The organism is Burkholderia sp. HI2714 (assembly GCF_002223085.1).
In the GTDB taxonomy this organism is placed as follows: Bacteria; Pseudomonadota; Gammaproteobacteria; order Burkholderiales; family Burkholderiaceae; genus Burkholderia; species Burkholderia lata_D.
In genome coordinates, this window is record NZ_NKFM01000029.1 from 182,657 (window position 1) to 204,758 (window position 22,102).

The window sequence follows — 22,102 nt, forward strand, 5'->3', positions numbered from 1 at the left end:
GGGGGGCCGTCCCGGCGCTCTTGCGTTCCGCCTTCCGCCTTGCCGCCTTGCCGCCTCACCGCCTTCCCGCCTTCCCGCCTTCCCGCCTTCCCGCCTTCCCGCCTTCCCGCCTTCCCGCCTCACCGCCTCACCGCCTCACCGCCTCACCGCCTCACCGCCTCCCCCCTTCCCAATGCGCACCAATGCGCCCCGAGCGCGATGCACCAGCAGCGCCCATCGTGTCACGAAATCTTCATTCAATTCTCCGCGGGCGATGCCGTTATGTCGGGCGTCCCGTCGATTCGGCTGCCCTCGCCCATGCCCGCGCCCCACTCCGATTCCGCTGCCGCCAGCATCACGCGCCTGATCGCGGATCGCGCGCTCGCCGCCGTCTTCCAGCCGATCGTCGATCTCGGGTCGGGGACGGTCGTCGGCTACGAGGGCCTGATACGCGGCCCGCGCGGCACCGACCTCGAGCCGCCCGCCGCGCTGTTCGCGCAGGCCGCGCGCGAAGGCGAAACGATCGCGCTCGAACAGGCGGCCGCGCGCACCTGCCTCGACGCGTTCGCGGCACTCGGCTGCGACGGCAAGCTGTTCCTCAACTTCAGCGCCGGGACGATCCTGAAGCTCGCCAGCGAACGCGAGCGTGCACGCCAGCTCCTCGTCCGCGCGCGGATCGGCGCCGAGCGCATCGTGATCGAGCTGACCGAGCAGAATGCGATTCCCGACGTCGCCCAGATCGGGCCGGCGGTCGCGTCGCTGCGCGACGCCGGCATCCAGTTCGCGCTCGACGACTACGGCACCGCGAACGCGAGCATGAACCTGTGGCTGCGCCTGCATCCTGATGTCGTGAAGATCGATCGCTTCTTCATCCACGACATCGCCCGCGATCCGCTCAAGTTCGAAGCCGTGAAGGCGATGCAGCACTTCGCGCAGGCGAGCGGCGCGAAACTGATCGCGGAAGGCATCGAGAACGAACGCGACCTGATCGTCGTGCGCGACATGGGCATCTGCTGCGTACAGGGCTTCCTGCTCGGCCGGCCGAACGCGCAGCCGTCGCGGGTCGTCGCGCCGGCCGCGCGCGATGCGATCCGCGCGCCGCACATCGCGGTGTTTCCCGGCGCGACGCGCTCGGTGCGGCCGGCCGGCACGATCGCCGGGAAGATGCTGGTGCCCGCGCCGGCGCTGCCGCGCGACGCGACCAGCAACGACGTGCTCGACCTGTTCAACCGGATGCCCGACCTGCATGCGGTCGCACTCGTCGAACGCGGGCGGCCCGTCGCGCTCGTGAATCGCCGCGGCTTCATCGACCGCTTCGCGCTGCCGTATCACCGCGAGGTGTTCGGGAAAAAGCCGTGCCTGCAGTTCGCCAACGACGCGCCGCTGATGATCGACAACGCGACGACCTTCGAGCAGCTCGCGATGCTGCTCGCGAGCCACGACCAGCGCTATCTCGCGGACGGCTTCGTGATCACCGAACACGGCCGCTACGTCGGGCTCGGCACCGGCGAGAGCCTGGTGCGCGCGGTGACCGAGATGCGCATCGAGGCCGCGCGCTACGCGAATCCGCTGACGTTCCTGCCCGGCAACATCCCGATCAGCGCGCACATCGACCGCCTGCTCCAGCGCGACGCCGGCTTTCATGCGTGCTACGTCGACCTGAACCAGTTCAAGCCATTCAACGACCAGTACGGCTACTGGCAGGGCGACGAGGTGCTGAAGTTCGCGGCGACGGTGCTGGCCGGCGTGTGCGACCCGCAGCGCGACTTTCTCGGGCACGTCGGCGGCGACGATTTCCTCGTGCTGTTCCAGCGCGCCGACTGGCGCGAACGCGCCGCCGACGCGATCGCCCGCTTCAACCAAGGCGCGCAGCTCTTCTACACGCAGGCCGACCGGCAGGCGGGCGGGCTGCACGGCGAGGACCGCCACGGCAACCCGGCGTTCTTCGGCTTCGTGACGATGGCGATCGGCGCGGTCGGCGTGGCGGCCGGCGCGCACGGCGCGAAGCGCTACGGCAGCGACGAGATCGCGTCGGTCGCCGCGTTCGCGAAGCGGCGCGCGAAACAGCAGCCGGATGGGCTCGCGGTCGTCGACCTCGATGCGGGCCGCGCCGCGCTGCGCCATCACGGCGAACCGCCGGCCGTGGCGATACGCTGAACGGCGGGCGACCGCCGCCTGGAGACACGACGGCGCCCGGCGCGGCGGGGGCGCGTATTCGCCCGCCAGGCAGCCAGACCGTTAGTTGCACAGCGCCTTTCCGGCAGCCCGCGAAGGCAGCCAGGCACGACTCGTGCGAATGCGTGAAGCCGAGCCATTTCCCGTCTGCTTCCCCCTTCGCCAGGCGCCCGCACATCCACCTTGCCTTTTTCGCGTTTTGTTTAGTATTTTTAGTAACGGCGTTTTCGCAGATTAGCGCTTAAAAACCGGTAATTCCCGGGTATTCCCCGGCTATCCGGCCCGAATTCCGCGATCCGTTTTACTATACAATCGCTTTCACCCTAAACAAACCGGACCCCGAACGATGGGTACGACCATTCGCGATGTGGCACGAGCGGCAGAGGTCTCGATCGGCACCGTCTCCCGCGCGCTGAAAAACCAGCCGGGCCTGTCCGAAGCCACGCGTGCGCGCATCGTCGAGATCGCGCAGCGGCTCGGCTACGATCCCGCGCAGTTGCGGCCGCGCATCCGCCGGCTCACCTTCCTGCTGCATCGCCAGCACAACCGCTTTCCGGCCAGCCCGTTCTTCTCGCACGTGCTGCACGGCGTCGAGGACGCGTGCCGCGAGCGCGGCATCGTGCCGACGCTGCTCACGGTCGGGCCGAACGACGACGTGCTGCGCCAGATGCGCCCGCACGCGCCCGACGCGATCGCGGTGGCCGGCTTCATCGAGCCCGAGACGATCGAGGCGCTCGCCGCGACCGGCCGCCCGCTCGTGCTGATCGACCTGTGGGCGCCCGGGCTGCGCTCGGTGAACATCGACAACGCGACGGGCGCGGCGCTCGCGATGCGCCACCTGCTCGCCACCGGCCGCACGCGGATCGCGTTCATCGGCGGCTCGCCCGCGCACTACAGCATCGCGCAGCGCGCGATCGGCTACCGGCGCGCGTTCTTCGAGGCCGGGCGGCTGTTCGATCCCGCGTACGAAGTGACGATCGATGCGGGGCTCGATCCCGATACCGGCGCCGCACGGGCGATGGAGCAGCTGCTCGACGCGCCGGGCCCGCGCCCGGAAGCCGTCTTCGCGTACAACGACGCGGCCGCGCTCGCCGCGCAGCGCGTCTGCACCGCGCGCGGGCTGCGCATTCCCGACGACATCGCGATCGTCGGCTTCGACAACATCCCGGCCGCCGCGCACGCGAGCCCGCCGCTCACGACGCTCGCGGTCGACAAGGAGGCGCTCGGCCGCCGCGGCGTCGAGCTGCTGCTCGCGGAAGCGCCCGAGCGCACCGAGATTTCCCTGCCCGTCGAGCTGATCGTGCGGGCCAGCAGCCAGCCTGCCGGCTCCCCGGCACTCGATACCGCCACGGTCACCGAATCATCATGAACATGCCCCCGGTCCAACCCTGCACGGCCGCGCCGGCCACCCACACGCAAGCCGCGCCGTTCGTCGCGAGTTTCCGCGATCCGTCGTTCCTGCTGTCGCACATCGAGGACACGCTGCGCTTCTACGCCACGAACGCGTTCGACCCGACGGGCGGCTTCTACCACTACTTTCGCGACGACGGCAGCATCTACAACCGCACGTCGCGCCACCTCGTCAGCAGTTGCCGGTTCGTCTTCAACTACGCGATGGCGTACCGGCATTTCGGCGATCCGCGCCACCTGGAATACGCGCGCCACGGGCTGCGCTTCCTGCGCGACGCGCACTGGGACGACGCACTGCAGGGCTACGACTGGGAGCTCGACTGGCGCGACGGCGCGAAGCGCGCGACGCTCGACGGCACGCGCCACTGCTACGGGCTCGCGTTCGTGCTGCTCGCGGCCTCGCACGCGACGATGGCCGGCCTCGACGAGGCCCGCCCGCTGATCGCGGCCACCTTCGAGCTCGCCGAGCACCGTTTCTGGGATGCGGCCGCGGGCCTCTATGCGGACGACGCGACGCCGAACTGGATCGTGTCGTCATACCGCGGCCAGAACGCGAACATGCACATGACGGAGGCGCTGCTCGCCGCGTACGAGGCGACCGGCCACCTCACGTACCTCGATCGCGCGGAAAAGCTCGCGACCCACATCACGCAGCGCCAGGCCGCGCTGTCGGGCGGGCTCGTGTGGGAGCACTACCATGCGGACTGGTCGGTCGACTGGGATTACAACAAGGAAGACAGCTCGAACATCTTCCGTCCGTGGGGCTTCCAGCCCGGGCACCAGACCGAATGGGCGAAGCTGCTGCTGATCCTCGAGCGGCACCGCCCGCTCGACTGGCTCGTGCCGCGCGCGGCCGAGCTGTTCGACGCCGCGCTCACGCACGCGTGGGACGCCGATCACGGCGGCCTCTGCTACGGCTTCGGCCCCGACTTCACGATCTGCGACCACAACAAGTATTTCTGGGTGCAGGCGGAAACCTTCGCGGCCGCCGCGATGCTCGGCGCGCGCACCGGCAGCGAGCGCTTCTGGGACTGGTACGACGAGATCTGGCGCTACAGCTGGGCGCACTTCGTCGATCACCGCTACGGCGCGTGGTACCGCATCCTCACCTGCGACAACCGCAAGTACAGCGACGAGAAGAGCCCGGCCGGCAAGACCGACTATCACACGATGGGCGCGTGCTACGACGTGCTCGCGACCCTCGCGCGCGCGCAGCGCAGCGAGCCGACGCAATGAGCGGCGGCACGTTTCCGGCTTTCGTGTCGGCGGGCGACATCCTGACCGACATGGTGCGCGCGGGTGACGCGCAATGGACCTCGGTGCCGGGCGGCGCCGGCTGGAACGTCGCGCGCGCGGTTGCGCGGCTCGGCGTGCCGAGCGCGCTCGCGGGTTCGATCGGCGAAGACTGCTTCTCCGACGTGCTGTGGCACACGAGCGAAGCGGCCGGGCTCGACCTGCGCTTCCTGCAGCGCGTCGCACGGCCGCCGCTGCTCGCGATCGTCCACGAGACCCGCCCGCCCGCGTACTTCTTCATCGGCGAAGCGAGCGCCGACCTCGCGTTCGATCCGGCGCGACTGCCGGCCGGCTGGACCGACCACGTGAAATGGGCGCACTTCGGCTGCATCAGCCTCGTGCGCGAACCGCTCGCCGGCACGCTGGCCGCGCTCGCGGCCGACCTGCACGCGCGCGGCGTGAAGATCAGCTTCGACCCGAACGTCCGGAACCTGATGACGGCCGCGTTCCGGCCGACGCTCGAGAAGATGGCCGCGCTCGCCGACCTGATCAAGGTGTCCGACGAGGACCTGCGGCACCTGTTCGGCGGCGACGGCCCCGACGCGGTTGGCGCGGTGCGCGCGCTGAACCCGCGCGCGGCGGTGCTCGTCACGCGCGGCGCGCAGGCGGCGACGCTCTACGCGGACGGCGACGTGCATGAAGCGAGCCCGCCGCGCGTCGAGGTGGCCGACACCGTCGGCGCGGGCGACGCGTCGATCGGCGGCATGCTGTTCAGCCTGATGGCCGCGCCGCAGCGAACGTGGCGCGAGCACCTCGAGTTCGCGCTGGCGGCGGGCGCCGCGGCCTGCCGCCATACGGGCGCGCACGCGCCGACGCTCGACGAGGTCGTCGCACTGATCGAGCGATGACGGGAAGGATGGTGGCCGGACCCCGTTCGGTCACCGATAAGCCGCGCTGTACATGCTGCGCCGCAGTGCTACGATGAAGTGTCCTTTTGCGGGAGAGCACCATGGACACCAACACGTTCACGAAGGGCATCTACACGGCCAAGGCGCATACCCAGCATGCGGGCAACGGGCAGTTCCAGGGTTACGTGATCCTCGCGCGGGACGACGGGGACGACACCGAGAACACGCGCTACGACGTCCACTCGACGAGCCCCAGCGAGGAGGAAGCGTTCGAGGAGGCAAAGGCGCTCGCGCACCGGATCCTCGGCGAAATCGAGCTGTAACGCCTGCCGCTCTTTTCGGCGCGGCTTAGGGCCCGTTATCAGCGTGAACAGACCCTAGAGCAGCCGCGCCACCATCGACAGCAGCATCGTCAGCACCAGCGTCGACATGAACGGGAACGGGTAGCGCCGCCCGCCGAGCGTCAGCGTGACGTCGCCCGGCATCCGCCCGATACCGAGCTTGCCGAGCCACGGCCAGCAGCGCGTCAGGATCATCACCGCGACGAACGACGTCATCAGCCAGCGCAGCATGTCGGCTCCCGTCAGAGTGCGTGCGAGCGATCGCCGCGCGCGAACGCGTCGAGCGTGCCGTCGATGCCGCGCGAGAACGCGATCACCTTGAACAGCTCGCCCATCTCGGCTTCGGAAATCAGCTTCTGCACCGCGTTCGCGGCCGGCAGGAACGCGTGGATGTCCGACGGATCGATCGCGGACAACGCGTCGGTGATGCCCGCGTTCAGCAGGAAGCGCGCCTGCGACGTGTAACCGAGCAAATCGGCGCCCGTCGCGACGGCCGCGTCGTAGATGCCGGTGAATTCGACGTGCGCGGTGATGTCCTGCAGCCCCGGGTACAGGAACGGATCGTCGTGCGCATGGTGACGGTAGTGGCACATCAGCGTGCCGCGGTCGCGCTGCGGGTGGTAGTACTCGTGCGCGGGAAAACCGTAGTCGACCAGCAGCACCGCGCCGCGCCCGAGCATCGTGCAGACGGTGCGCGTGAACGCCAGCGCGGCCTCGTGCGTCTCGGTCACGTAGCCGTCGTCCGCATCGTCAAGACCCGCGAGCACCGGCGGCAGGCCGGCCGGTGCGGCCGGACGGTCCTCGAACACGAACGCCTGCCGCGCGTCGAGCGCAACACCGCGCTCCCGCCAGGCGCCGCCCGCCTTCGCGAACAGGCGCACCGGCATCGCATCGAGCACCTCGTTGCCGACCACGACACCGTCGAACCGCTCGGGCAGCGCATCGAGCCAGCGCACCTTCGCGGCGAGCGCCGGTGCGGCGGCCGTGATCGTGTCGCGCTGCCGCTCGCGCAGCTCGCCAGAGAGATCGACGATCAGGTAGGCGTCGAGTTCGACACCCAGCGCGTCGAGCGCCGCGAGCAACCCGGCCGCGAGCTTGCCGGTGCCGGCGCCGAATTCCATCACGCTGCGCGTGCCGCTCGCCGCGAGCGCTTCCGCGACCGGTTGCGCGAGCGTCTGCGCGAACAGCGGCGACAGCTCCGGCGCGGTGACGAAGTCGCTGCCGTCGTCGGCGCGGCGCCCGAACTTGCGCGCGCCGCCGCTGTAATAGCCGAGGCCGGGCGCATACAGCGCGCGCTCCATGAAGCGGTCGAACGGCAGCCAGCCGCCGGCCGCCGCGATCTCGTCGCGCAGTTGCGCGGCGAGGGTTTCGGACTGCGCAAGCGCGTCAGGGCCGGGAGCAGGTAAACTAGCGGGTTCGTGAGCTTTCGGGTTCATCCCGGCATTGTAAATGACCGTTTCAGCCGATACGTCGACCCAGCGCGTGGCGCTCGTCACGGGTGCCTTGGGCAGCGCGGCCGACGCTGCGTCGATCGGTCGTGCGCTCGCGACGGGATTCGCCCGGCGCGGCTGGGACGTCGCGCTGCAGCGCAGCCACGGCGCGCCGCATGCGGCGGCCGACGCACTCGTCGCCGAAGTCGCGGCGCTCGGCCGCCGCGCCGTCGTGCTCGACGCCGATCTGGCCCTGGAAGCCGAGGCCGCCGGACTCGTCGCCGCGTGCGGCGCGGCGCTCGGCCGGCCCGCGTGCGCGGTGTTCGTGAGCGCCAGCGCAGGCGCCGACGACGCGCACACGGTGAACGGCGCGTCGCTCGCCGGCGCCCTCGCGCGCAACGTGACGGCGCCGCTCGCGCTGGCCCACGCGCTCGCCGATGCGACGCCCGACGCCGCGCGCGAGCACGAAGCGCTGCGCGCGTGCGCGATCCACGTGCTGGATCAGGCCCTGTTTCACCCCGCGCCGGCGCAGATGTCGCACGCGCTGATGCAGGCCGCGCTGAACCGCGCGACGTCGGCGCTGGCGCTGGCGCTTGCGCCGAAGGTGCGGGTCGCGGCGCTCGTGCGCGGCCACGCGCCGCACGCGGACGACATCGCGGCGGCCGCCTGCTATCTCGCGAGCGCGCCGGGCGTCACCGGCGCGACGCTGACCGTCGACGGCGGCGAGCACCTCGTGCCGCCCGCCGCCGGCCCGAATGAATGAACTGCGCGGAAACGCGCGGCCTGACTGCCGCCGCCCGCGCCGCTTTGCGTGTGCGCACGCCAATTTGACTGGGACGACCATGTTTTCCGCTCTCCTGCACCCCCGCCTCGCGGACTGCCGCAGGCTCTACCTGCGCGACTACGAAGTGCACATCAACATCGGTGCCTTCGAACACGAGAAGCGCGGCGAGCAGCGCGTCGTCATCAATGTCGACCTGTTCGTGCCGCTCGCGCTGTCCACCCCCGTCGACGACCGGCTGCATGAAATCGTCGACTACGACCTGATGAAGCAGAGCGTCACGCAATGCCTGGCGCGCGGCCACATCCACCTGCAGGAAACGCTGTGCGACGCGATCGCCGCGCGCCTGCTGGCGCACGATGCCGTGCGCGCGGTACGCGTCTGTACCGAGAAACCGGACGCTTATCCGGACTGCGACGCCGTCGGCGTCGAAGTCTTTCGCATCAAGGACGAGGAGCGCGCATGAACGCCCCCCACATGAATGACACGGCGGCCGATGCCGCCACCCTCGACACGCCCGCCGCCCCGGCCGGCCGCCCGGCGCTGACGCGCCGCGAACAGAAGGACGCGTACGAGAACAACAAGCTGTTCAAGCGGATCGTGCGCCAGGTCGGCCAGGCGATCGGCGACTTCAACATGATCGAGCAGGGCGACAAGGTGATGGTGTGCCTGTCGGGCGGCAAGGACAGCTACGCGATGCTCGACGTGCTGCTGCGCCTGCGCGAGCGCGCGCCGATCGACTTCGACATCGTCGCGGTGAACCTCGACCAGAAGCAGCCGGGCTTCCCCGAGCACGTGCTGCCGGAATACCTGAAGCAGGTCGGCGTGCCGTTCCACATCGAGAACCAGGACACCTACAGCATCGTCAAGCGGCTCGTGCCCGAAGGCAAGACGACCTGCTCGCTGTGCTCGCGGCTGCGCCGCGGCATCCTGTACCGCGTGGCCGGCGAGCTCGGCGCGACCAAGATCGCGCTCGGCCACCACCGCGACGACATCGTGCAGACGCTGCTGCTCAACATGTTCTACGGCGGCAAGCTGAAGGGGATGCCGCCGAAGCTGCAGTCGGACGACGGCAAGAACATCGTGATCCGCCCGCTCGCGTACGTGAAGGAAACCGATCTGGAGAAATACGCCGAACTGCGCGAATTCCCGATCATCCCGTGCAACCTGTGCGGCAGCCAGCCGAACCTGAAGCGCGCGGAAATGAAGGCGCTGATCCGCGAATGGGACAAGCGCTTCCCGGGCCGCGTCGAGAACATGTTCAACGCGCTCGCGAAGGTCGTGCCGTCGCACCTGATGGACACGACGCTGTACCCATTCCAGTCGCTGCGCGCGACGGGCGAGGCCGACCCGCAGGGCGACATCGCGTTCGACGAGGAACCGTGCGCGTCGGGCGACGACAGCGCGGCGCCGGGTGGCGCCAAACCGATCTCGATCGTCCAGTTCGACGATCTGTAAGCAGGGACCGAACACCCGCCGAAACCGGGGCCGGCGGCCTCGTTTCGGCGTTGTCGCCCCGCCGCGACAGGCCCGGAGCGACAAAGGCCGCATGCTAAAATGGACGGCTTCGAACTCTGACCCAAGCGCGCGCCATGAATATCGTGATTTTGGCGGCAGGCACCGGCAAGCGCATGCGTTCCGCGCTGCCGAAAGTGCTTCACCCCCTGGCCGGCAGGCCGCTCCTCTCCCACGTCATCGACACCGCGCGCACGCTGCAGCCGTCCCGGCTCGTCGTCGTCGTCGGTCATGGCGCCGAGCAGGTCCAGGCGGCCGTCGCCGCACCCGACGTCCAGTTCGCCGTGCAAGCAGAACAGCTCGGCACCGGCCACGCGGTGCGCCAGGCGCTGCCGCTCCTCGATCCCGCGCAACCGACGCTCGTGCTGTACGGCGACGTGCCGCTCACGCGCGCGTCGACCCTGCAGCGCCTCGTCGATGCCGCGCGCGAGGGCCGCTACGGGATTCTGACGGTCACGCTCGACGATCCGACCGGCTACGGCCGCATCGTGCGCGACGCGGCCGGCTTCGTCACGCGCATCGTCGAGCAGAAGGATGCGTCGCCGGACGAGCTGCGGATCGCCGAGATCAACACCGGCATCATCGTCACGCCGACGGCCCAGCTGTCGATGTGGCTCGGCGCGCTGAAGAACGAGAACGCGCAGGGCGAGTACTACCTGACCGACGTCGTCGAACTCGCGATCGAGGCCGGTTTCGACGTCGTCACCGCGCAGCCCGACGAGGAATGGGAAACGCTCGGCGTGAACAGCAAGGCGCAGCTCGCCGAACTCGAGCGCATCCATCAGCGCAACGTCGCCGACGCGCTGCTCGTCGACGGCGTCACGCTCGCCGATCCGGCGCGCCTCGACGTGCGCGGCACGCTGCGCTGCGGCCGCGACGTATCGATCGACGTGAACTGCGTGTTCGAAGGCAACGTGACGCTCGCCGACAACGTGACGATCGGCGCGAACTGCGTGATCCGCAACGCGTCGATCGGCGCGGGCACGCGCATCGATGCGTTCACGCACATCGACGGCGCCGAGCTCGGCGCGCACACCGTGATCGGCCCGTACGCGCGGCTGCGCCCCGGCGCGCAACTCGCGGACGAAGCGCACGTCGGCAACTTCGTCGAGGTGAAGAACGCGGTGATCGGCCACGGCTCGAAGGCGAACCACCTCACGTACATCGGCGACGCCGACATCGGCGCGCGCGTGAACATCGGCGCGGGCACGATCACCTGCAACTACGACGGCGCGAACAAGTTCCGCACCGTGATCGAGGACGACGTGTTCGTCGGCTCCGATACGCAACTCGTCGCGCCCGTGCGCGTCGGCCGCGGCGTGACGATCGCCGCCGGCACGACGATCTGGAAGGACGTGGCCGACGGCCTGCTCGCGTTGAACGAGAAGACCCAGACCGCGAAGAGCGGCTACGTCCGCCCGGTCAAGAAGAAAAGTTAACATCACGCGGGTGACGTACGGCGCCCGCTTCCCTATGGAAGGTAGATTTCATGTGCGGCATTGTCGGCGCAGTTGCGCAGCGTAATATCGTTCCGGTGCTGATCGAAGGATTGCGGCGCCTCGAATACCGTGGCTACGACTCGTGCGGCGTCGCCGTGCTCGAGCCGGACGCACCGAAGCGCGCGCGCAGCGTCGCGCGCGTCGCCGATCTCGACGCGCAGGTGCGCGAATCGCACCTCGAAGGCACCACCGGCGTCGCGCACACCCGCTGGGCGACGCACGGCGCGCCCGTCACACACAACGCGCACCCGATCTTCTCGTCGAACGCGCTCGCGCTCGTCCACAACGGCATCATCGAGAACTTCGAATCGCTGCGTGAAGCGCTGCGCGCGAAGGGCTACGAATTCGTGTCGCAGACCGACACCGAAGTGATCGCCCACCTCGTGCACAGCCTGTATCGCGGCAACCTGTTCGACGCGGTGCGCGAAGCGGTGGGCCAGCTGCACGGCGCGTATGCGATCGCCGTGATCCACAAGGACCAGCCGCACACCGTCGTCGGCGCGCGCCAGGGTTCGCCGCTCGTGGTCGGGCACGGCGACGGCGAGAACTTCCTCGCGTCCGACGCACTCGCGCTCGCGGGCAGCACCGACCACTTCACGTTCCTCGAGGAAGGCGACGTGTGCGAGCTGTCGCTCGACGGCGTGAAAATCGTCGACCGCCACGGCGCCACCGTGCAGCGCGAGATCCGCGTGGTCAGCGCCTACGGCGGCGCGGTTGAACTCGGGCCGTATCGCCACTTCATGCAGAAGGAAATCTTCGAGCAGCCGCGCGCAATCAGCGATACCGTGCCGCAAACGGACGCGTTCGACGCGACGCTGTTCGGCGACGCCGCACCCGCCGCGTTCGCGGACATCGACAGCCTGCTGATCCTCGCGTGCGGCACGAGCTACTACTCGGGCCTCACCGCGAAATACTGGCTCGAATCGATCGCGAAGATCCCGACCCAGGTCGAGATCGCGAGCGAATACCGCTACCGCGAGTCGGTGCCGAACCCGCGCCAGCTCGTGCTGGTGATCTCGCAGTCGGGCGAGACGGCCGATACGCTCGCGGCGCTCAAGCATGCGCAGTCGCTCGGCCATACGCATACGCTGGCCGTCTGCAACGTCGCAACGAGCGCGATGGTGCGCCTCACCGAAATGCAGTTCCTCACGCACGCGGGCACCGAGATCGGCGTCGCGTCGACGAAGGCGTTCACGACGCAGCTCGTCGCGCTGTTCGTGCTGGCGGCCACGCTCGGCAAGCTGCGCGGGCACGTCGATGCCGCGCAGGAAGCCGAATTCCTGAAGCAGCTGCGCCACCTGCCGGCCGCGCTGAACAGCGTGCTCGCGCTGGAGCCGCAGATCATCGCGTGGTCGGAGGAATTCTCGCGCAAGGAAAACGCGCTGTTCCTCGGCCGCGGGCTGCACTACCCGATCGCGCTCGAAGGCGCGCTGAAGCTGAAGGAAATCTCGTACATCCACGCCGAGGCCTATCCGGCCGGCGAACTGAAGCACGGGCCGCTCGCGCTCGTCACGGAAGCGATGCCGGTCGTCACGGTCGCGCCGAACGACACGCTGCTCGAGAAGCTGAAGTCGAACATGCAGGAAGTGCGTGCGCGCGGCGGCGAGCTGTACGTGTTCGCCGATGCCGACACGCAGATCGTCAACGACGACGGCCTGCACGTGATCCGGATGCCGGAGCACTACGGGCAACTGTCGCCGATCCTGCACGTCGTGCCGCTGCAGATGCTCGCGTATCACACCGCGTGCGCGCGCGGCACCGACGTCGACAAGCCGCGGAACCTCGCGAAGTCGGTGACGGTGGAATAAAACCGGTCGCCGGGATGGCCTCCGCCGGGCCGTCCCGGGCGCGGTCCGGCGTGAAGCAGGCCATTCGGCCAGGTCGAAATATATACCACTTAGTGGCATATAATCCTGTGCAAACTCGACCGACCCGACAGGCCTGCTTCCGTACGACGCGTCTTCAAGACGAAGTGGTTTCACAAGGCAGCGAGAAAATCAGGCATCGCCGATGCCGAACTCTGCCGCGCCGCGCGGGAACTGGCACGCGGCCAGGGCATCGAGCTCGGCGGCAACGTCTGGAAAATGCGCCTGGACGGCAATCGGCAGCGCGGGATCGTGCTGAGCAAGGTCGGGCGAACGTGGGTGTTCGTGTTCCTGTTCGCGAAACGCGATCGGGACGACATCGACGAACGCGAACTGCGCGCCTTCAGAAAGCTCGCCGCGGATATCGGGCGCCGCAGCGACACCGAGGTCGCGACGCTGATCGCACTGAAAGAGCTTGTGGAGATTTGCAATGGCTAAGAGTCGATTCAAGAGCGATGCGACGGAGGCGATCCACAGCGCCGCGTCGGGTCTCTATCGCGCCAAGCTGATCGACAAGAAGACGATGCGCGAATACGACGATCTCTGCATCGAAGCCGCGCCGCAGTTCGACCCTGAGGCAATCGCCCGCATCCGCAAATCCGTCAACGTCAGCCAGAGCGTGTTCGCGCTCTACCTGAACACGACGGCTTCGACGATCCGCCAATGGGAACAGGGCGACAAGCGGCCGAGCGGCATCGCGGCCCGGATGCTGCAGATCGTCGAGAAGCACGGGCTCGAGGTGTTCTCCTGAGCCACTGCTCCGAATGCGCATGCACGGCCGGCCGAACGCGGGTCGCAAGGAATATGACGGAGAGACAATGGTAAGACTGATTGGATGCGGTGTGCTGGCGCTGACGTTCGCGTCGACGGGCTGGGCCGCCGAGCATTACGTCGAGGTCTGGAACCCGCCCGAGGCACGGCAGCCGGCGGCCCATGCGCCGGATGCCCGTATGCCGGAAGCCCGTACCCCGGCCACGCACACCGGCGCCGACGCGCGCGCCGGCAAGACCGCGGAGAAGCACGCGAATGCCACCCCGAAAGCCGCGGCAAAACCGCACAAGCGGCGCGTCGCGCAGGCCGTGAAAGCCGATTCGCATCGCCCGCCCGCGGCCGGGACGCCCGCCGCTCCGCGCCCCGTTGCGCAGCCCGCACCGGGACGCCTGACGGTGATGCAGCCGGCTGCGCCCGATGCGCCGCATGCACTGAATTACTCCAATATCCCGCGTCAATACACGCCGGACGGCAACGTGCTGCAGGTCGGCACGCACGGCCGCTCCGCGGAGGTGACTCGATAATGGAAGCGCAAACCTACCACGGCTACCAGATCTGGGGCCACGCGATCCTGCAGCAGGACGAGATCCTGCAGCCCGAGCGCTTCGCGGCGAGCGGCACGATCACGCAGAACAACAAGCTGGTCGAGGCGTCCGGCGTGCTCGGCGTGTTCGACACCGAGGACGACGCGCGCGACGCGGGGCTCGAATGGGCTCGCGCCTGGATCGACAGCCACCGCTGAGCCGGCGCGGCGTGCGCCACCGGCACGCTGTCGCCGACGCCGCGCATCGGCCGGCCGCACACCGCACATGAAAAAAGGGGCGTCATGGACGCCCCTTTCCTATTCGAACCCGGACAACTCAGGCCGCAGGCCGTGGCGGCCGCATTGCCGTCTGCGGCCGGCCGACGAGCCGTGCCAGCCCGACGATCGTGGCCAGTGTCGCGAGGTACGCGACGATCTGGATGCCCGCCGGTCGCGCGGTATAGCCGATCAGCGTATGCAGCGCCTTGCCGACGATGCTCGAATCCTTGAGCAGCCACGACGTATCCCAGATCGTATCGCCCCACGACGGCACGAGGCCCGCCGAGAGCAGGAAGCCGACGCACTGGCTGGCCATCCCCGCCGCGAGCAGCACGATCAGCCAGTTGGTGACGGAGAACAGGCGCTTCAGCGGAATCTGCAGCAGGCCCGCATACATCCCGTAGCCGAGCCCGGCGCCGCCGAGCACACCCAGCAGCCCGCCGACGATCATCTGCGGCGTCTGCCCGGGATCGCCCGCCGCGATGCCGTACAGGAACAGCACGGCCTCGGAGCCTTCGCGCAGCACCGCGACACCGACCACGATCGCCAGCCCCGTCAGCGGCTTGCTGCCGTCCGCGACGGCGCGCCCGACCTCGGTCATCTGCATCGCCATCTCGCGGCCGTGCCGGCTCATCCAGATGCTGTGCCACGCGAGCATCAGCGTCGCGACGAACATCACGCCCGCGTTGAAAACCTCCTGCCCCATTCCGGACGCCCACTGCGAAATCCCGTCGGCGAACGCGGCGATCAGACCGGCACCGATCACGCCGCCCGCGAGGCCGCCGCCGACCCACCAGCCGCGCCGCGGCACGCCCTTCGTGGCGGCCATCACGATCGACACCACCAGCGCGGCCTCGAGCACTTCACGAAAGACGATCAGGGCGGTAGACAACATGGCGATATGGGCTTACTTGACGGTGAGGTGCGTCTTCGACTGCGCTTCGTGATACTCGTCGTGGAATTCGTACGTGCCGGCCTTCAGCGGCCCGACCAGGATCTCCACCGACTTGCCGGCGGGCACGACCTTTTCCGCCTTGAAGTCGTCGCTCTCGAATTCGGCGGGCGTCGTGTCGAGGTTCTTCACGACGAACTTCACCTTCTTGCCGGCCGGGATCGTCACGCCGTCCGGCGAAAACTTGTGATCCTTCAGGGTCAGGTTGACGACATCGTCGGCCGCGAATGCGGACGTTGCCGATGCGCCCAGCAGGGCCAGCGCAAAGCCGAAAGCAAAACGGTTCATGAGGGTAACGAAATGAAATATCGAAGGGAACCGATACTAAGATCGATTCGCATTTTCAACTCGCGTACCCTTACTGGCGTCATGGTGATCACGCTTCATGGATCGCCGTCGCGCGTTGCCCGGCAAGGCATCCGCCCCGCTGCGCCCGAAACGCTTCACCGTCAATCGGGACAAGTTCCGAATGACGTCAAAGGCTCGCTCGCGATTCATCAGACTTCACGTTTACAAAATGCTGTCGCCTCAGTGAAGCCTCGACACGGATTTCCGGCGACACGCTTACGCTTGACCTTCCCACCGTGGCAAGCTTCATGCTGTCGATGCTTGTCAATCGTCAACTCAGGAGAACACGATGGAATTCGAAGTCCAGGACATGACCTGCGGCGGCTGCGCCAACGCCATCACGCGCGCGGTGACGGCCGCCGATCCCGCCGCGAAGCTCGACATCGACGTCGCGGCGAAGATCGTCAAGGTCGAATCGGCGCAAGGCGCCGAGCGCGTGCAGTCGATCATCGAAGCCGCCGGCTTCCACCCCGCGCTGCGCGCCGCATAACGCCCGCACGCCGCGACCCGCGGGCACGCCGCCGACCGGCGCTGCGCCCGCGCCCGATTGCGCGTCAGCGCAGCCGGATCAGCGTCGACTTCAGCTCGGTGTATTTCTCGAGCGCATGCAGCGACTTGTCGCGACCGTTGCCCGACTGCTTATAGCCGCCGAACGGGAAGTTCATGTCGCCGCCCTCGTCGTAGCAGTTCACCCAGACGGTGCCCGCACGCAGCCGGCGCGACACGTCGTGCGCGGTCGTCAGGTTCGACGTCCACACGGCCGCCGCCAGTCCGTATTCGGTGTCGTTCGCGATCCGCACGGCCTCGTCGACGTCGTCGAACACGATCACCGACAGCACCGGCCCGAAGATCTCCTCGCGCGCGATCTTCGCATCGGGCTTCACCTCGAACACCGTCGGCTCCACGTAGAAGCCGCCCGTTTCCGCCTTCACGCGCGCACCACCCGTGACGAGCCTGCCTTCGCTACGCCCGGCCTCGATATAGCCGAGCACGCGCTCGAGCTGGATGCCGTCGACGATCGCGCCCATCGACACCGACGGATCGAGCGGATTGCCGGGCACGTACGCGCGCGCGGCCGCGACGAGCTTCTCGATGAACGCGTCCTTGATGTCGCGATGCACGAGGAGGCGCGAGCCTGCCGTGCACATCTCGCCCATGTTGTAGAAGATTGCGCCGGCGGCCGCCTGCGCCGCGCGGTCGAGATCGGGACAATCGGGCAGCACGATGTTCGGCGACTTGCCGCCGAGTTCGAGCCACGCGCGCTTCAGGTTCGACTGCGCGGCGTATTGCATGATCAGCTTGCCGACCGCCGTCGAGCCCGTGAACGCGATGCAGTCGACGTCGCGATGCAGCGCGAGCAGCTTGCCCGGCTCGCCCGCACCCGGCACGACGTTGAACACGCCGGCGGGAATGCCGGCCTCGACCGCGAGTTGCGCGACGCGAATCGCGGTCAGCGGTGATTTCTCCGACGGCTTCAGCACGACGCTGTTGCCGGCCGCGAGCGCGGGACCGAATTTCCACGCGGCCATCAGGATCGGGAAGTTCCACGGCACGACGGCGGCCACCACGCCGACCGGCTCGCGCGTGACGAGACCGACGAGATGATGGTCGGCCGGCGCAACTTCGCCGCCCACCTTGTCGATCGCTTCCGCAAACCATTCGACGCAGTACGCGGCGCCCGGCACGTCGACCGTCGTCGTGTCGCCGATCGGCTTGCCGGCGTCGAGGGTCTCGAGCAGCGACAGTTCGTCCAGATGCTCGCGCATCAGCGCGGCCCAGCGCAGCAGCACGGCCTTGCGCGCACGCGGGTTCAGTCCGGCCCACACGCCCGCGTCGAACGCGCGGCGCGCAGCCGCGACGGCCGCGTTCACGTCGGCTTCGCCGCAATCGGCGACCTGCGCGAGCACGCGGCCGTCGATCGGGCTCACGCAGTCGAACGTCTTGCCGCCGAGCGCGTCGCACGATGCGCCGTCGATGAATGCGCGCCCTTCGATCTCGAGCGACGCCGCCTTGTCCTGCCAGTCAGCCAAAGTCAACTTGTTCATCAGGATGCCTCAGTTTTTTGGCATTCGCGATGCGGCACGCCGCTGCGCATGATGCGCAGCCGGCCGGCAGCGAATGCAGTGACGCGCGGGGGAAGGTCAGAAGGTCGCCGGCGAATTGGCCGAGACGACCTCGCAGATCAGGTCCGCGCTGGGATTGCGAAAACGATGCGGCAAACGGCTTTCGAAGTAGTAGCCGTCTCCGGGGTCGAGCAGCCACGTCGCACCGTCGACGGTCAGCTCGAGCCGGCCCGACACGACGACACCACCCTCGTGCCCCGCGTGCACGAGCATCTCGGGCCCCGTATCGGCCTGCGGCTGGTAGATCTCGCGCAGGATGCACATGTTGCGGTCCTTCATGCTCGCGCCGACCAGATGAAACGCGAGCGTGTCGTTGCCGAGGTTCGGCATCTCGTCGCGACGCGACACGACCGAGCGCGATTCGACGAGCTCGAACGTGAAGAACTCCGCGAGACTCATCGGGATGCATTCGAGCAGCTTCTTCAGCGAGCCGACCGACGGGCTCACGCGGCCCTGTTCGATCAGCGAGATCGTGCCGTTGGTCACGCCGGCCCGCTTTGCGAGTTCGCGCTGCGACAGGCCCTGCTTGTTGCGCACGAAACGCAGGCGCTCGGCGACTTCGGTGGACATCGATTCGGTTTCGGACACGATAAGTGCGATGACAAAGTGAAACGACGCGGTGGACAGCCGTTGAATATTCTAATCACTTTATGCCGCGCATCAGCGGGGAAAACCCTGAAAGGCGTTCGAAATAATGAACACCGTGTCGACTATTCCTTTTGCGAATCTTTTGTTCGCACTGCTCGGGAAAGCCCTGATACAGCACCGTTAAAAAACATTTGACGCCGTTTTTGGCTCGTATATGCTGGCTCTCAGGTTAGCGTCATCAAGCATTCATTGGCAGCAGAAAACGTTATTGCAACGCAAAAATTGATGCCCATCAATGTAAATAACGCGTAACCGGCACCTTGATTATTTTAAACGCCCAGCGCGTCGAAACGGTCAGGTGTTCAATACTTTCAACAACCCAGTCGAGTGTAATCGTGAGAGTCCGTGGCCCTCTGGTGAGGTGGGATCGAGGCGATGTGCGAAGTTTGCGCAGCGCGTCGTCCGCTTCCGACGACGGCAGTTGCGGCTGGCATAGTCCTCGCCTGCTTCATCTGTCGATCTACACCATCCTGTCCCGTCGTTCCGTTCGGCGTCACAACGCCGTTTCAGCACGCGCATTCGTCGCCGTCGATACCGACGAAGTGGCGTCGCTGCTGCCGTAGCGCCTCTCCTTTCTTTACGTCGTTCGTTTCGATTGCTGACTCGCCAACCGCATCGTCCGTGCGGTGACGGAACGCGTTCGCGCATGCGTTGCTGCGTCGCGACTCGCAATGAAACGAACGACGGCCTGATCGTCGCGCGCAGCGCGGATCGCCACGCCATCCCGTTGCGCCCATTCATCAGCGGCCTTGCCTCTTGCGCAAGGCTGCGGGGCCGTTGCACGCCGGCGTTTCGCCACATCCGGCAAGCAAGACGCAACGCTCCTCCGGATAACTGATTGACGTCATGGATAGAAGAAAACCCCTCGTCGGCATCACCGCCGACCACACGCAAATCGGTGCGCATGCGTCGCATACGGTCGGCGACAAATACGTCGCCGCGATCGTCGACGGCGCGCAAGCGTTCGCGATGGTGCTGCCCGCGCTCGGCGAGCGCCAGTCGGTCGACGACGTACTCGACACGGTCGACGGCCTGCTGTTTACCGGCAGCTACTCGAACGTCGAGCCGCACCGGTACGGCGGCGAACCGAGCGCACCGGGCACGAAGCACGACCCGGCCCGCGACGCGACCACGCTGCCGCTGCTGCGCGCGGCGATCGCCGCGGGCGTGCCGGTGCTGGCCGTCTGCCGCGGCTTCCAGGAGCTGAACGTCGTCTGCGGCGGCACGCTGCACCAGCGCGTGCACGAAGTGCCGGGCCTCGCCGATCACCGCGAGGACGACGACGCGCCGATGGACACGCAGTACGGCCCCGCGCACGTCGTGCGCCTGACGCCCGGCGGCACGCTGCACGCGCTCGCCGGCGGCCGCGACGAAGTGCACGTGAACTCGCTGCACAAGCAGGGCATCGCCCAGCTCGGCTCCGGCCTCGCCGTCGAGGCCGTCGCGCCGGACGGGCTGATCGAAGCCGTGAGCGTTGTCGACGCACCGGCTTTCGCCCTCGCCGTGCAGTGGCATCCGGAATGGCGCCATGCGCAGGACCCGCTGTCGAGCGCGATCTTCCGCGCCTTCGGCGATGCCTGCCGCGCCCGCCGCGCTGCCCGTACGCGTGCCATGGCCGCCGCCGCGCTCGCCTGAGCGCGCCGACCCAACCAACGAGAACAGACATGCAAGACATCGAAGACTTTCTGAAGCAGCACCGGATCACCGAGATCGAAGCGATCATTCCCGACATGGCCGGTATCGCGCGCGGCAAGATCACGCCGCGCAACAAGTTCACGTCCGGCGAATCGATGCGCCTGCCGCAGGCCGTGATGGTGCAGACCGTCACCGGCGAATATCCGGAAGACGGCTCGCTGACCGGCGTGACCGATCCCGACATGGTGTGCGTGCCCGACACGTCGACGATCCGCCTGATTCCGTGGGCCGTCGACCCGACCGCGCAGGTGATCCACGACTGCGTGCACTTCGACGGCTCGCCGGTCGAGATCTCGCCGCGCTACGTGCTGCGCCGTGTGCTCGACCTGTACAAGGCGAAGGGCTGGAAGCCCGTCGTCGCGCCGGAACTCGAGTTCTACCTGGTCGACATGAACAAGGACCCGGACCTGCCGCTGCGCCCGCCGGTCGGACGCACGGGCCGCCCCGAGACGGGCCGCCAGTCGTATTCGATCGAGGCCGTCAACGAGTTCGACCCGTTGTTCGAGGACATCTACGAGTACTGCGAAGCACAGAACCTCGACATCGACACGCTGATCCACGAGGTCGGCGCGGCGCAGATGGAGATCAACTTCATGCACGGCGACGCGCTGTCGCTGGCCGACCAGGTGTTCCTGTTCAAGCGCACGGTGCGCGAGGCCGCGCTGCGTCACAACATGTACGCGACGTTCATGGCCAAGCCGATGGAAAACGAACCGGGTTCGGCGATGCACGTGCACCAGAGCATCGTCGACGAGGAAACGGGCCAGAACCTGTTCACGTCACCGGAAACCGGCGGCGCGACGTCGATGTTCTACAACTTCCTCGCGGGGCTGCAGAAGTACACGCCGGCGCTGATGCCGATCTTCGCGCCGTACATCAACTCGTATCGCCGCCTGTCGCGCTTCATGGCCGCGCCGATCAACGTGCAGTGGGGCTACGACAACCGCACGGTCGGCTTCCGCATCCCGCACTCGGGCCCGTCGGCACGCCGCATCGAGAACCGCATCCCGGGCGTCGACTGCAACCCGTACCTCGCACTCGCCGCGACGCTCGCGGCCGGCTATCTCGGCATGACGCAGCGCCTGGAGCCGACCGAGCCGCTCGTCAGCGACGGCTACGACCTGCCGTACCAGCTGCCGCGCAACCTCGAGGAAGGGCTGACGCTGATGGCCGCCTGCGAGCCGCTCGGCGAGATCCTCGGCCACAAGTTCCTGAAGGCGTATTTCGCGCTGAAGGAAACCGAATACGAAGCGTTCTTCCGCGTGATCAGCTCGTGGGAACGCCGCCATCTGCTGCTGCACGTCTGAGCGTGCACCCGACCGAATACGGAATCACGGAGGAAACATGACGTACCGCAACGAATCTGCCTGGGTCCAGCCGGCCGCACCGAGCGCCACGGCCGCCGCACCGCGCGCGACGCAGGCGCGCACGACCGCCGAATACCGCGCGCTCGACGCCGCGCACCACATTCACCCGTTCTCCGACATGGGTGCGCTGAACCGCGCGGGCAGCCGCGTGATCGTGAAGGCCGACGGCGTCTACCTGTGGGACTCGGACGGCAACAAGGTGATCGACGGGATGGCCGGCCTCTGGTGCGTGAACGTCGGCTACGGCCGCAAGGAGCTCG

24 protein-coding genes and 1 pseudogene are annotated in these 22,102 nt (G+C 67.9%); 19 read left to right on the forward strand and 6 right to left on the reverse strand.

Translation table 11 applies throughout. The features are described from left to right. Window positions 1–297: 297 nt before the first annotated feature. From CFB82_RS16620 to CFB82_RS16640, 5 genes are all read left to right on the forward strand, one after another. Window positions 298–2,136, forward strand: a complete 1,839-nt coding sequence (locus CFB82_RS16620) for an EAL domain-containing protein (protein ID WP_069249380.1) — start codon at window positions 298–300, stop codon at window positions 2,134–2,136. A 364-nt stretch (window positions 2,137–2,500) separates the two neighbouring features. Beyond that, window positions 2,501–3,523, forward strand: coding sequence for a LacI family DNA-binding transcriptional regulator (locus CFB82_RS16625; RefSeq protein ID WP_046544274.1), 1,023 nt, complete (start codon window positions 2,501–2,503; stop codon window positions 3,521–3,523). Further along, entirely contained in the window at window positions 3,520–4,800 is a 1,281-nt protein-coding gene (locus tag CFB82_RS16630; protein WP_069249040.1) for an AGE family epimerase/isomerase, read from the forward strand. The genes CFB82_RS16625 and CFB82_RS16630 overlap by 4 nt, the downstream gene beginning before the upstream one ends. Beyond that, window positions 4,797–5,705 carry a carbohydrate kinase family protein gene (locus tag CFB82_RS16635; RefSeq protein ID WP_069249041.1) on the forward strand — a complete coding sequence of 303 codons (909 nt, stop codon included), beginning with the start codon at window positions 4,797–4,799 and terminating at the stop codon, window positions 5,703–5,705. The genes CFB82_RS16630 and CFB82_RS16635 overlap by 4 nt, the downstream gene beginning before the upstream one ends. 101 nt (window positions 5,706–5,806) lie before the next feature. Beyond that, window positions 5,807–6,028 carry a hypothetical protein gene (locus CFB82_RS16640; RefSeq protein ID WP_069249042.1) on the forward strand — a complete coding sequence of 74 codons (222 nt, stop codon included), beginning with the start codon at window positions 5,807–5,809 and terminating at the stop codon, window positions 6,026–6,028. Between the two features lie 54 nt (window positions 6,029–6,082). On the opposite strand, the gene CFB82_RS16645 is transcribed toward CFB82_RS16640, so the two are convergent. Together CFB82_RS16645 and CFB82_RS16650 are read right to left on the reverse strand one after the other, a co-directional pair. Continuing rightward, the gene (locus CFB82_RS16645; RefSeq protein ID WP_039355363.1) at window positions 6,083–6,277 is read right to left on the reverse strand and encodes a DUF2905 domain-containing protein; all 195 of its coding nucleotides are present in this window, start codon (window positions 6,275–6,277) and stop codon (window positions 6,083–6,085) included. An 11-nt stretch (window positions 6,278–6,288) separates the two neighbouring features. Continuing rightward, window positions 6,289–7,482: a class I SAM-dependent methyltransferase gene (locus tag CFB82_RS16650; RefSeq protein ID WP_069249381.1), complete on the reverse strand. Its 1,194-nt coding sequence runs from the start codon at window positions 7,480–7,482 to the stop codon at window positions 6,289–6,291. A gap of 13 nt (window positions 7,483–7,495) precedes the next feature. Between CFB82_RS16650 and CFB82_RS16655 the strand changes: the two genes are divergently transcribed. The 9 genes from CFB82_RS16655 (at window position 7,496) to CFB82_RS16695 (ending at window position 14,649) form a co-directional block, all read left to right on the forward strand. After that, window positions 7,496–8,239, forward strand: a complete 744-nt coding sequence (locus tag CFB82_RS16655) for an SDR family oxidoreductase (protein ID WP_069249043.1) — start codon at window positions 7,496–7,498, stop codon at window positions 8,237–8,239. A gap of 79 nt (window positions 8,240–8,318) precedes the next feature. Further along, on the forward strand, window positions 8,319–8,723 hold the full coding sequence (locus CFB82_RS16660) for a dihydroneopterin aldolase (protein WP_043186999.1): 405 nt from the start codon (window positions 8,319–8,321) through the stop codon (window positions 8,721–8,723). Beyond that, on the forward strand, window positions 8,720–9,715 hold the full coding sequence (ttcA, locus tag CFB82_RS16665; protein WP_069249044.1) for a tRNA 2-thiocytidine(32) synthetase TtcA: 996 nt from the start codon (window positions 8,720–8,722) through the stop codon (window positions 9,713–9,715). Before CFB82_RS16660 ends, ttcA begins: the two co-directional genes overlap by 4 nt. 134 nt (window positions 9,716–9,849) lie before the next feature. Continuing rightward, entirely contained in the window at window positions 9,850–11,211 is a 1,362-nt protein-coding gene (gene glmU, locus CFB82_RS16670; RefSeq protein ID WP_069249045.1) for a bifunctional UDP-N-acetylglucosamine diphosphorylase/glucosamine-1-phosphate N-acetyltransferase GlmU, read from the forward strand. A gap of 50 nt (window positions 11,212–11,261) precedes the next feature. Next, a complete protein-coding gene (gene glmS / locus CFB82_RS16675) occupies window positions 11,262–13,079 on the forward strand; it encodes a glutamine--fructose-6-phosphate transaminase (isomerizing) (protein WP_069249046.1) in 1,818 nt (605 codons plus the stop codon). Window positions 13,080–13,184: 105 nt separating this feature from the next. Next, a complete protein-coding gene (locus tag CFB82_RS16680; RefSeq protein WP_069249047.1) occupies window positions 13,185–13,574 on the forward strand; it encodes a type II toxin-antitoxin system RelE/ParE family toxin in 390 nt (129 codons plus the stop codon). Beyond that, window positions 13,567–13,887 (forward strand): helix-turn-helix domain-containing protein, encoded by a 321-nt coding sequence (locus CFB82_RS16685; protein ID WP_011353433.1) that lies wholly within the window; start codon window positions 13,567–13,569, stop codon window positions 13,885–13,887. Before CFB82_RS16680 ends, CFB82_RS16685 begins: the two co-directional genes overlap by 8 nt. Window positions 13,888–13,954: 67 nt before the next feature. Continuing rightward, on the forward strand, window positions 13,955–14,431 hold the full coding sequence (locus CFB82_RS16690; protein ID WP_069249382.1) for a hypothetical protein: 477 nt from the start codon (window positions 13,955–13,957) through the stop codon (window positions 14,429–14,431). Then, window positions 14,431–14,649: a hypothetical protein gene (locus tag CFB82_RS16695; RefSeq protein WP_011353435.1), complete on the forward strand. Its 219-nt coding sequence runs from the start codon at window positions 14,431–14,433 to the stop codon at window positions 14,647–14,649. The genes CFB82_RS16690 and CFB82_RS16695 overlap by 1 nt, the downstream gene beginning before the upstream one ends. Before the next feature lie 118 nt (window positions 14,650–14,767). Here CFB82_RS16695 and CFB82_RS16700 read toward each other — a convergent pair whose 3' ends face one another. Together CFB82_RS16700 and CFB82_RS16705 are read right to left on the reverse strand one after the other, a co-directional pair. Further along, the gene (locus CFB82_RS16700; protein ID WP_069249048.1) at window positions 14,768–15,604 is read right to left on the reverse strand and encodes an FTR1 family iron permease; all 837 of its coding nucleotides are present in this window, start codon (window positions 15,602–15,604) and stop codon (window positions 14,768–14,770) included. Between the two features lie 12 nt (window positions 15,605–15,616). Beyond that, entirely contained in the window at window positions 15,617–15,949 is a 333-nt protein-coding gene (locus CFB82_RS16705) for a cupredoxin domain-containing protein (protein WP_069249049.1), read from the reverse strand. A 349-nt stretch (window positions 15,950–16,298) separates the two neighbouring features. On the opposite strand from CFB82_RS16705, the gene CFB82_RS16710 reads away from it, so the two are divergent. After that, a complete protein-coding gene (locus CFB82_RS16710; protein ID WP_011353438.1) occupies window positions 16,299–16,499 on the forward strand; it encodes a heavy-metal-associated domain-containing protein in 201 nt (66 codons plus the stop codon). Window positions 16,500–16,563: 64 nt separating this feature from the next. On the opposite strand, the gene CFB82_RS16715 is transcribed toward CFB82_RS16710, so the two are convergent. Both CFB82_RS16715 and CFB82_RS16720 read right to left on the reverse strand, forming a co-directional pair. Continuing rightward, window positions 16,564–18,054 (reverse strand): aldehyde dehydrogenase, encoded by a 1,491-nt coding sequence (locus tag CFB82_RS16715; protein WP_069249050.1) that lies wholly within the window; start codon window positions 18,052–18,054, stop codon window positions 16,564–16,566. 96 nt (window positions 18,055–18,150) lie between these two features. Further along, complete coding sequence (locus CFB82_RS16720) at window positions 18,151–18,702, reverse strand: cupin domain-containing protein (protein WP_069249383.1); 552 nt, start codon at window positions 18,700–18,702, stop codon at window positions 18,151–18,153. Between the two features lie 455 nt (window positions 18,703–19,157). Here CFB82_RS16720 and CFB82_RS44005 point away from each other — a divergent pair, with 455 nt between their 5' ends. The 4 genes and pseudogenes from CFB82_RS44005 to CFB82_RS16740 form a co-directional block, all read left to right on the forward strand. After that, window positions 19,158–19,343 carry a hypothetical protein gene (locus tag CFB82_RS44005; protein ID WP_039355339.1) on the forward strand — a complete coding sequence of 62 codons (186 nt, stop codon included), beginning with the start codon at window positions 19,158–19,160 and terminating at the stop codon, window positions 19,341–19,343. A gap of 283 nt (window positions 19,344–19,626) precedes the next feature. Beyond that, window positions 19,627–20,415: a gamma-glutamyl-gamma-aminobutyrate hydrolase family protein gene (locus CFB82_RS16730; RefSeq protein ID WP_069249051.1), complete on the forward strand. Its 789-nt coding sequence runs from the start codon at window positions 19,627–19,629 to the stop codon at window positions 20,413–20,415. A 29-nt stretch (window positions 20,416–20,444) separates the two neighbouring features. Continuing rightward, on the forward strand, window positions 20,445–21,782 hold the full coding sequence (locus CFB82_RS16735) for a glutamine synthetase family protein (RefSeq protein ID WP_069249052.1): 1,338 nt from the start codon (window positions 20,445–20,447) through the stop codon (window positions 21,780–21,782). A gap of 37 nt (window positions 21,783–21,819) precedes the next feature. Next, a pseudogene (locus CFB82_RS16740) lies at window positions 21,820–22,102 on the forward strand (aminotransferase class III-fold pyridoxal phosphate-dependent enzyme); the annotation flags it as partial.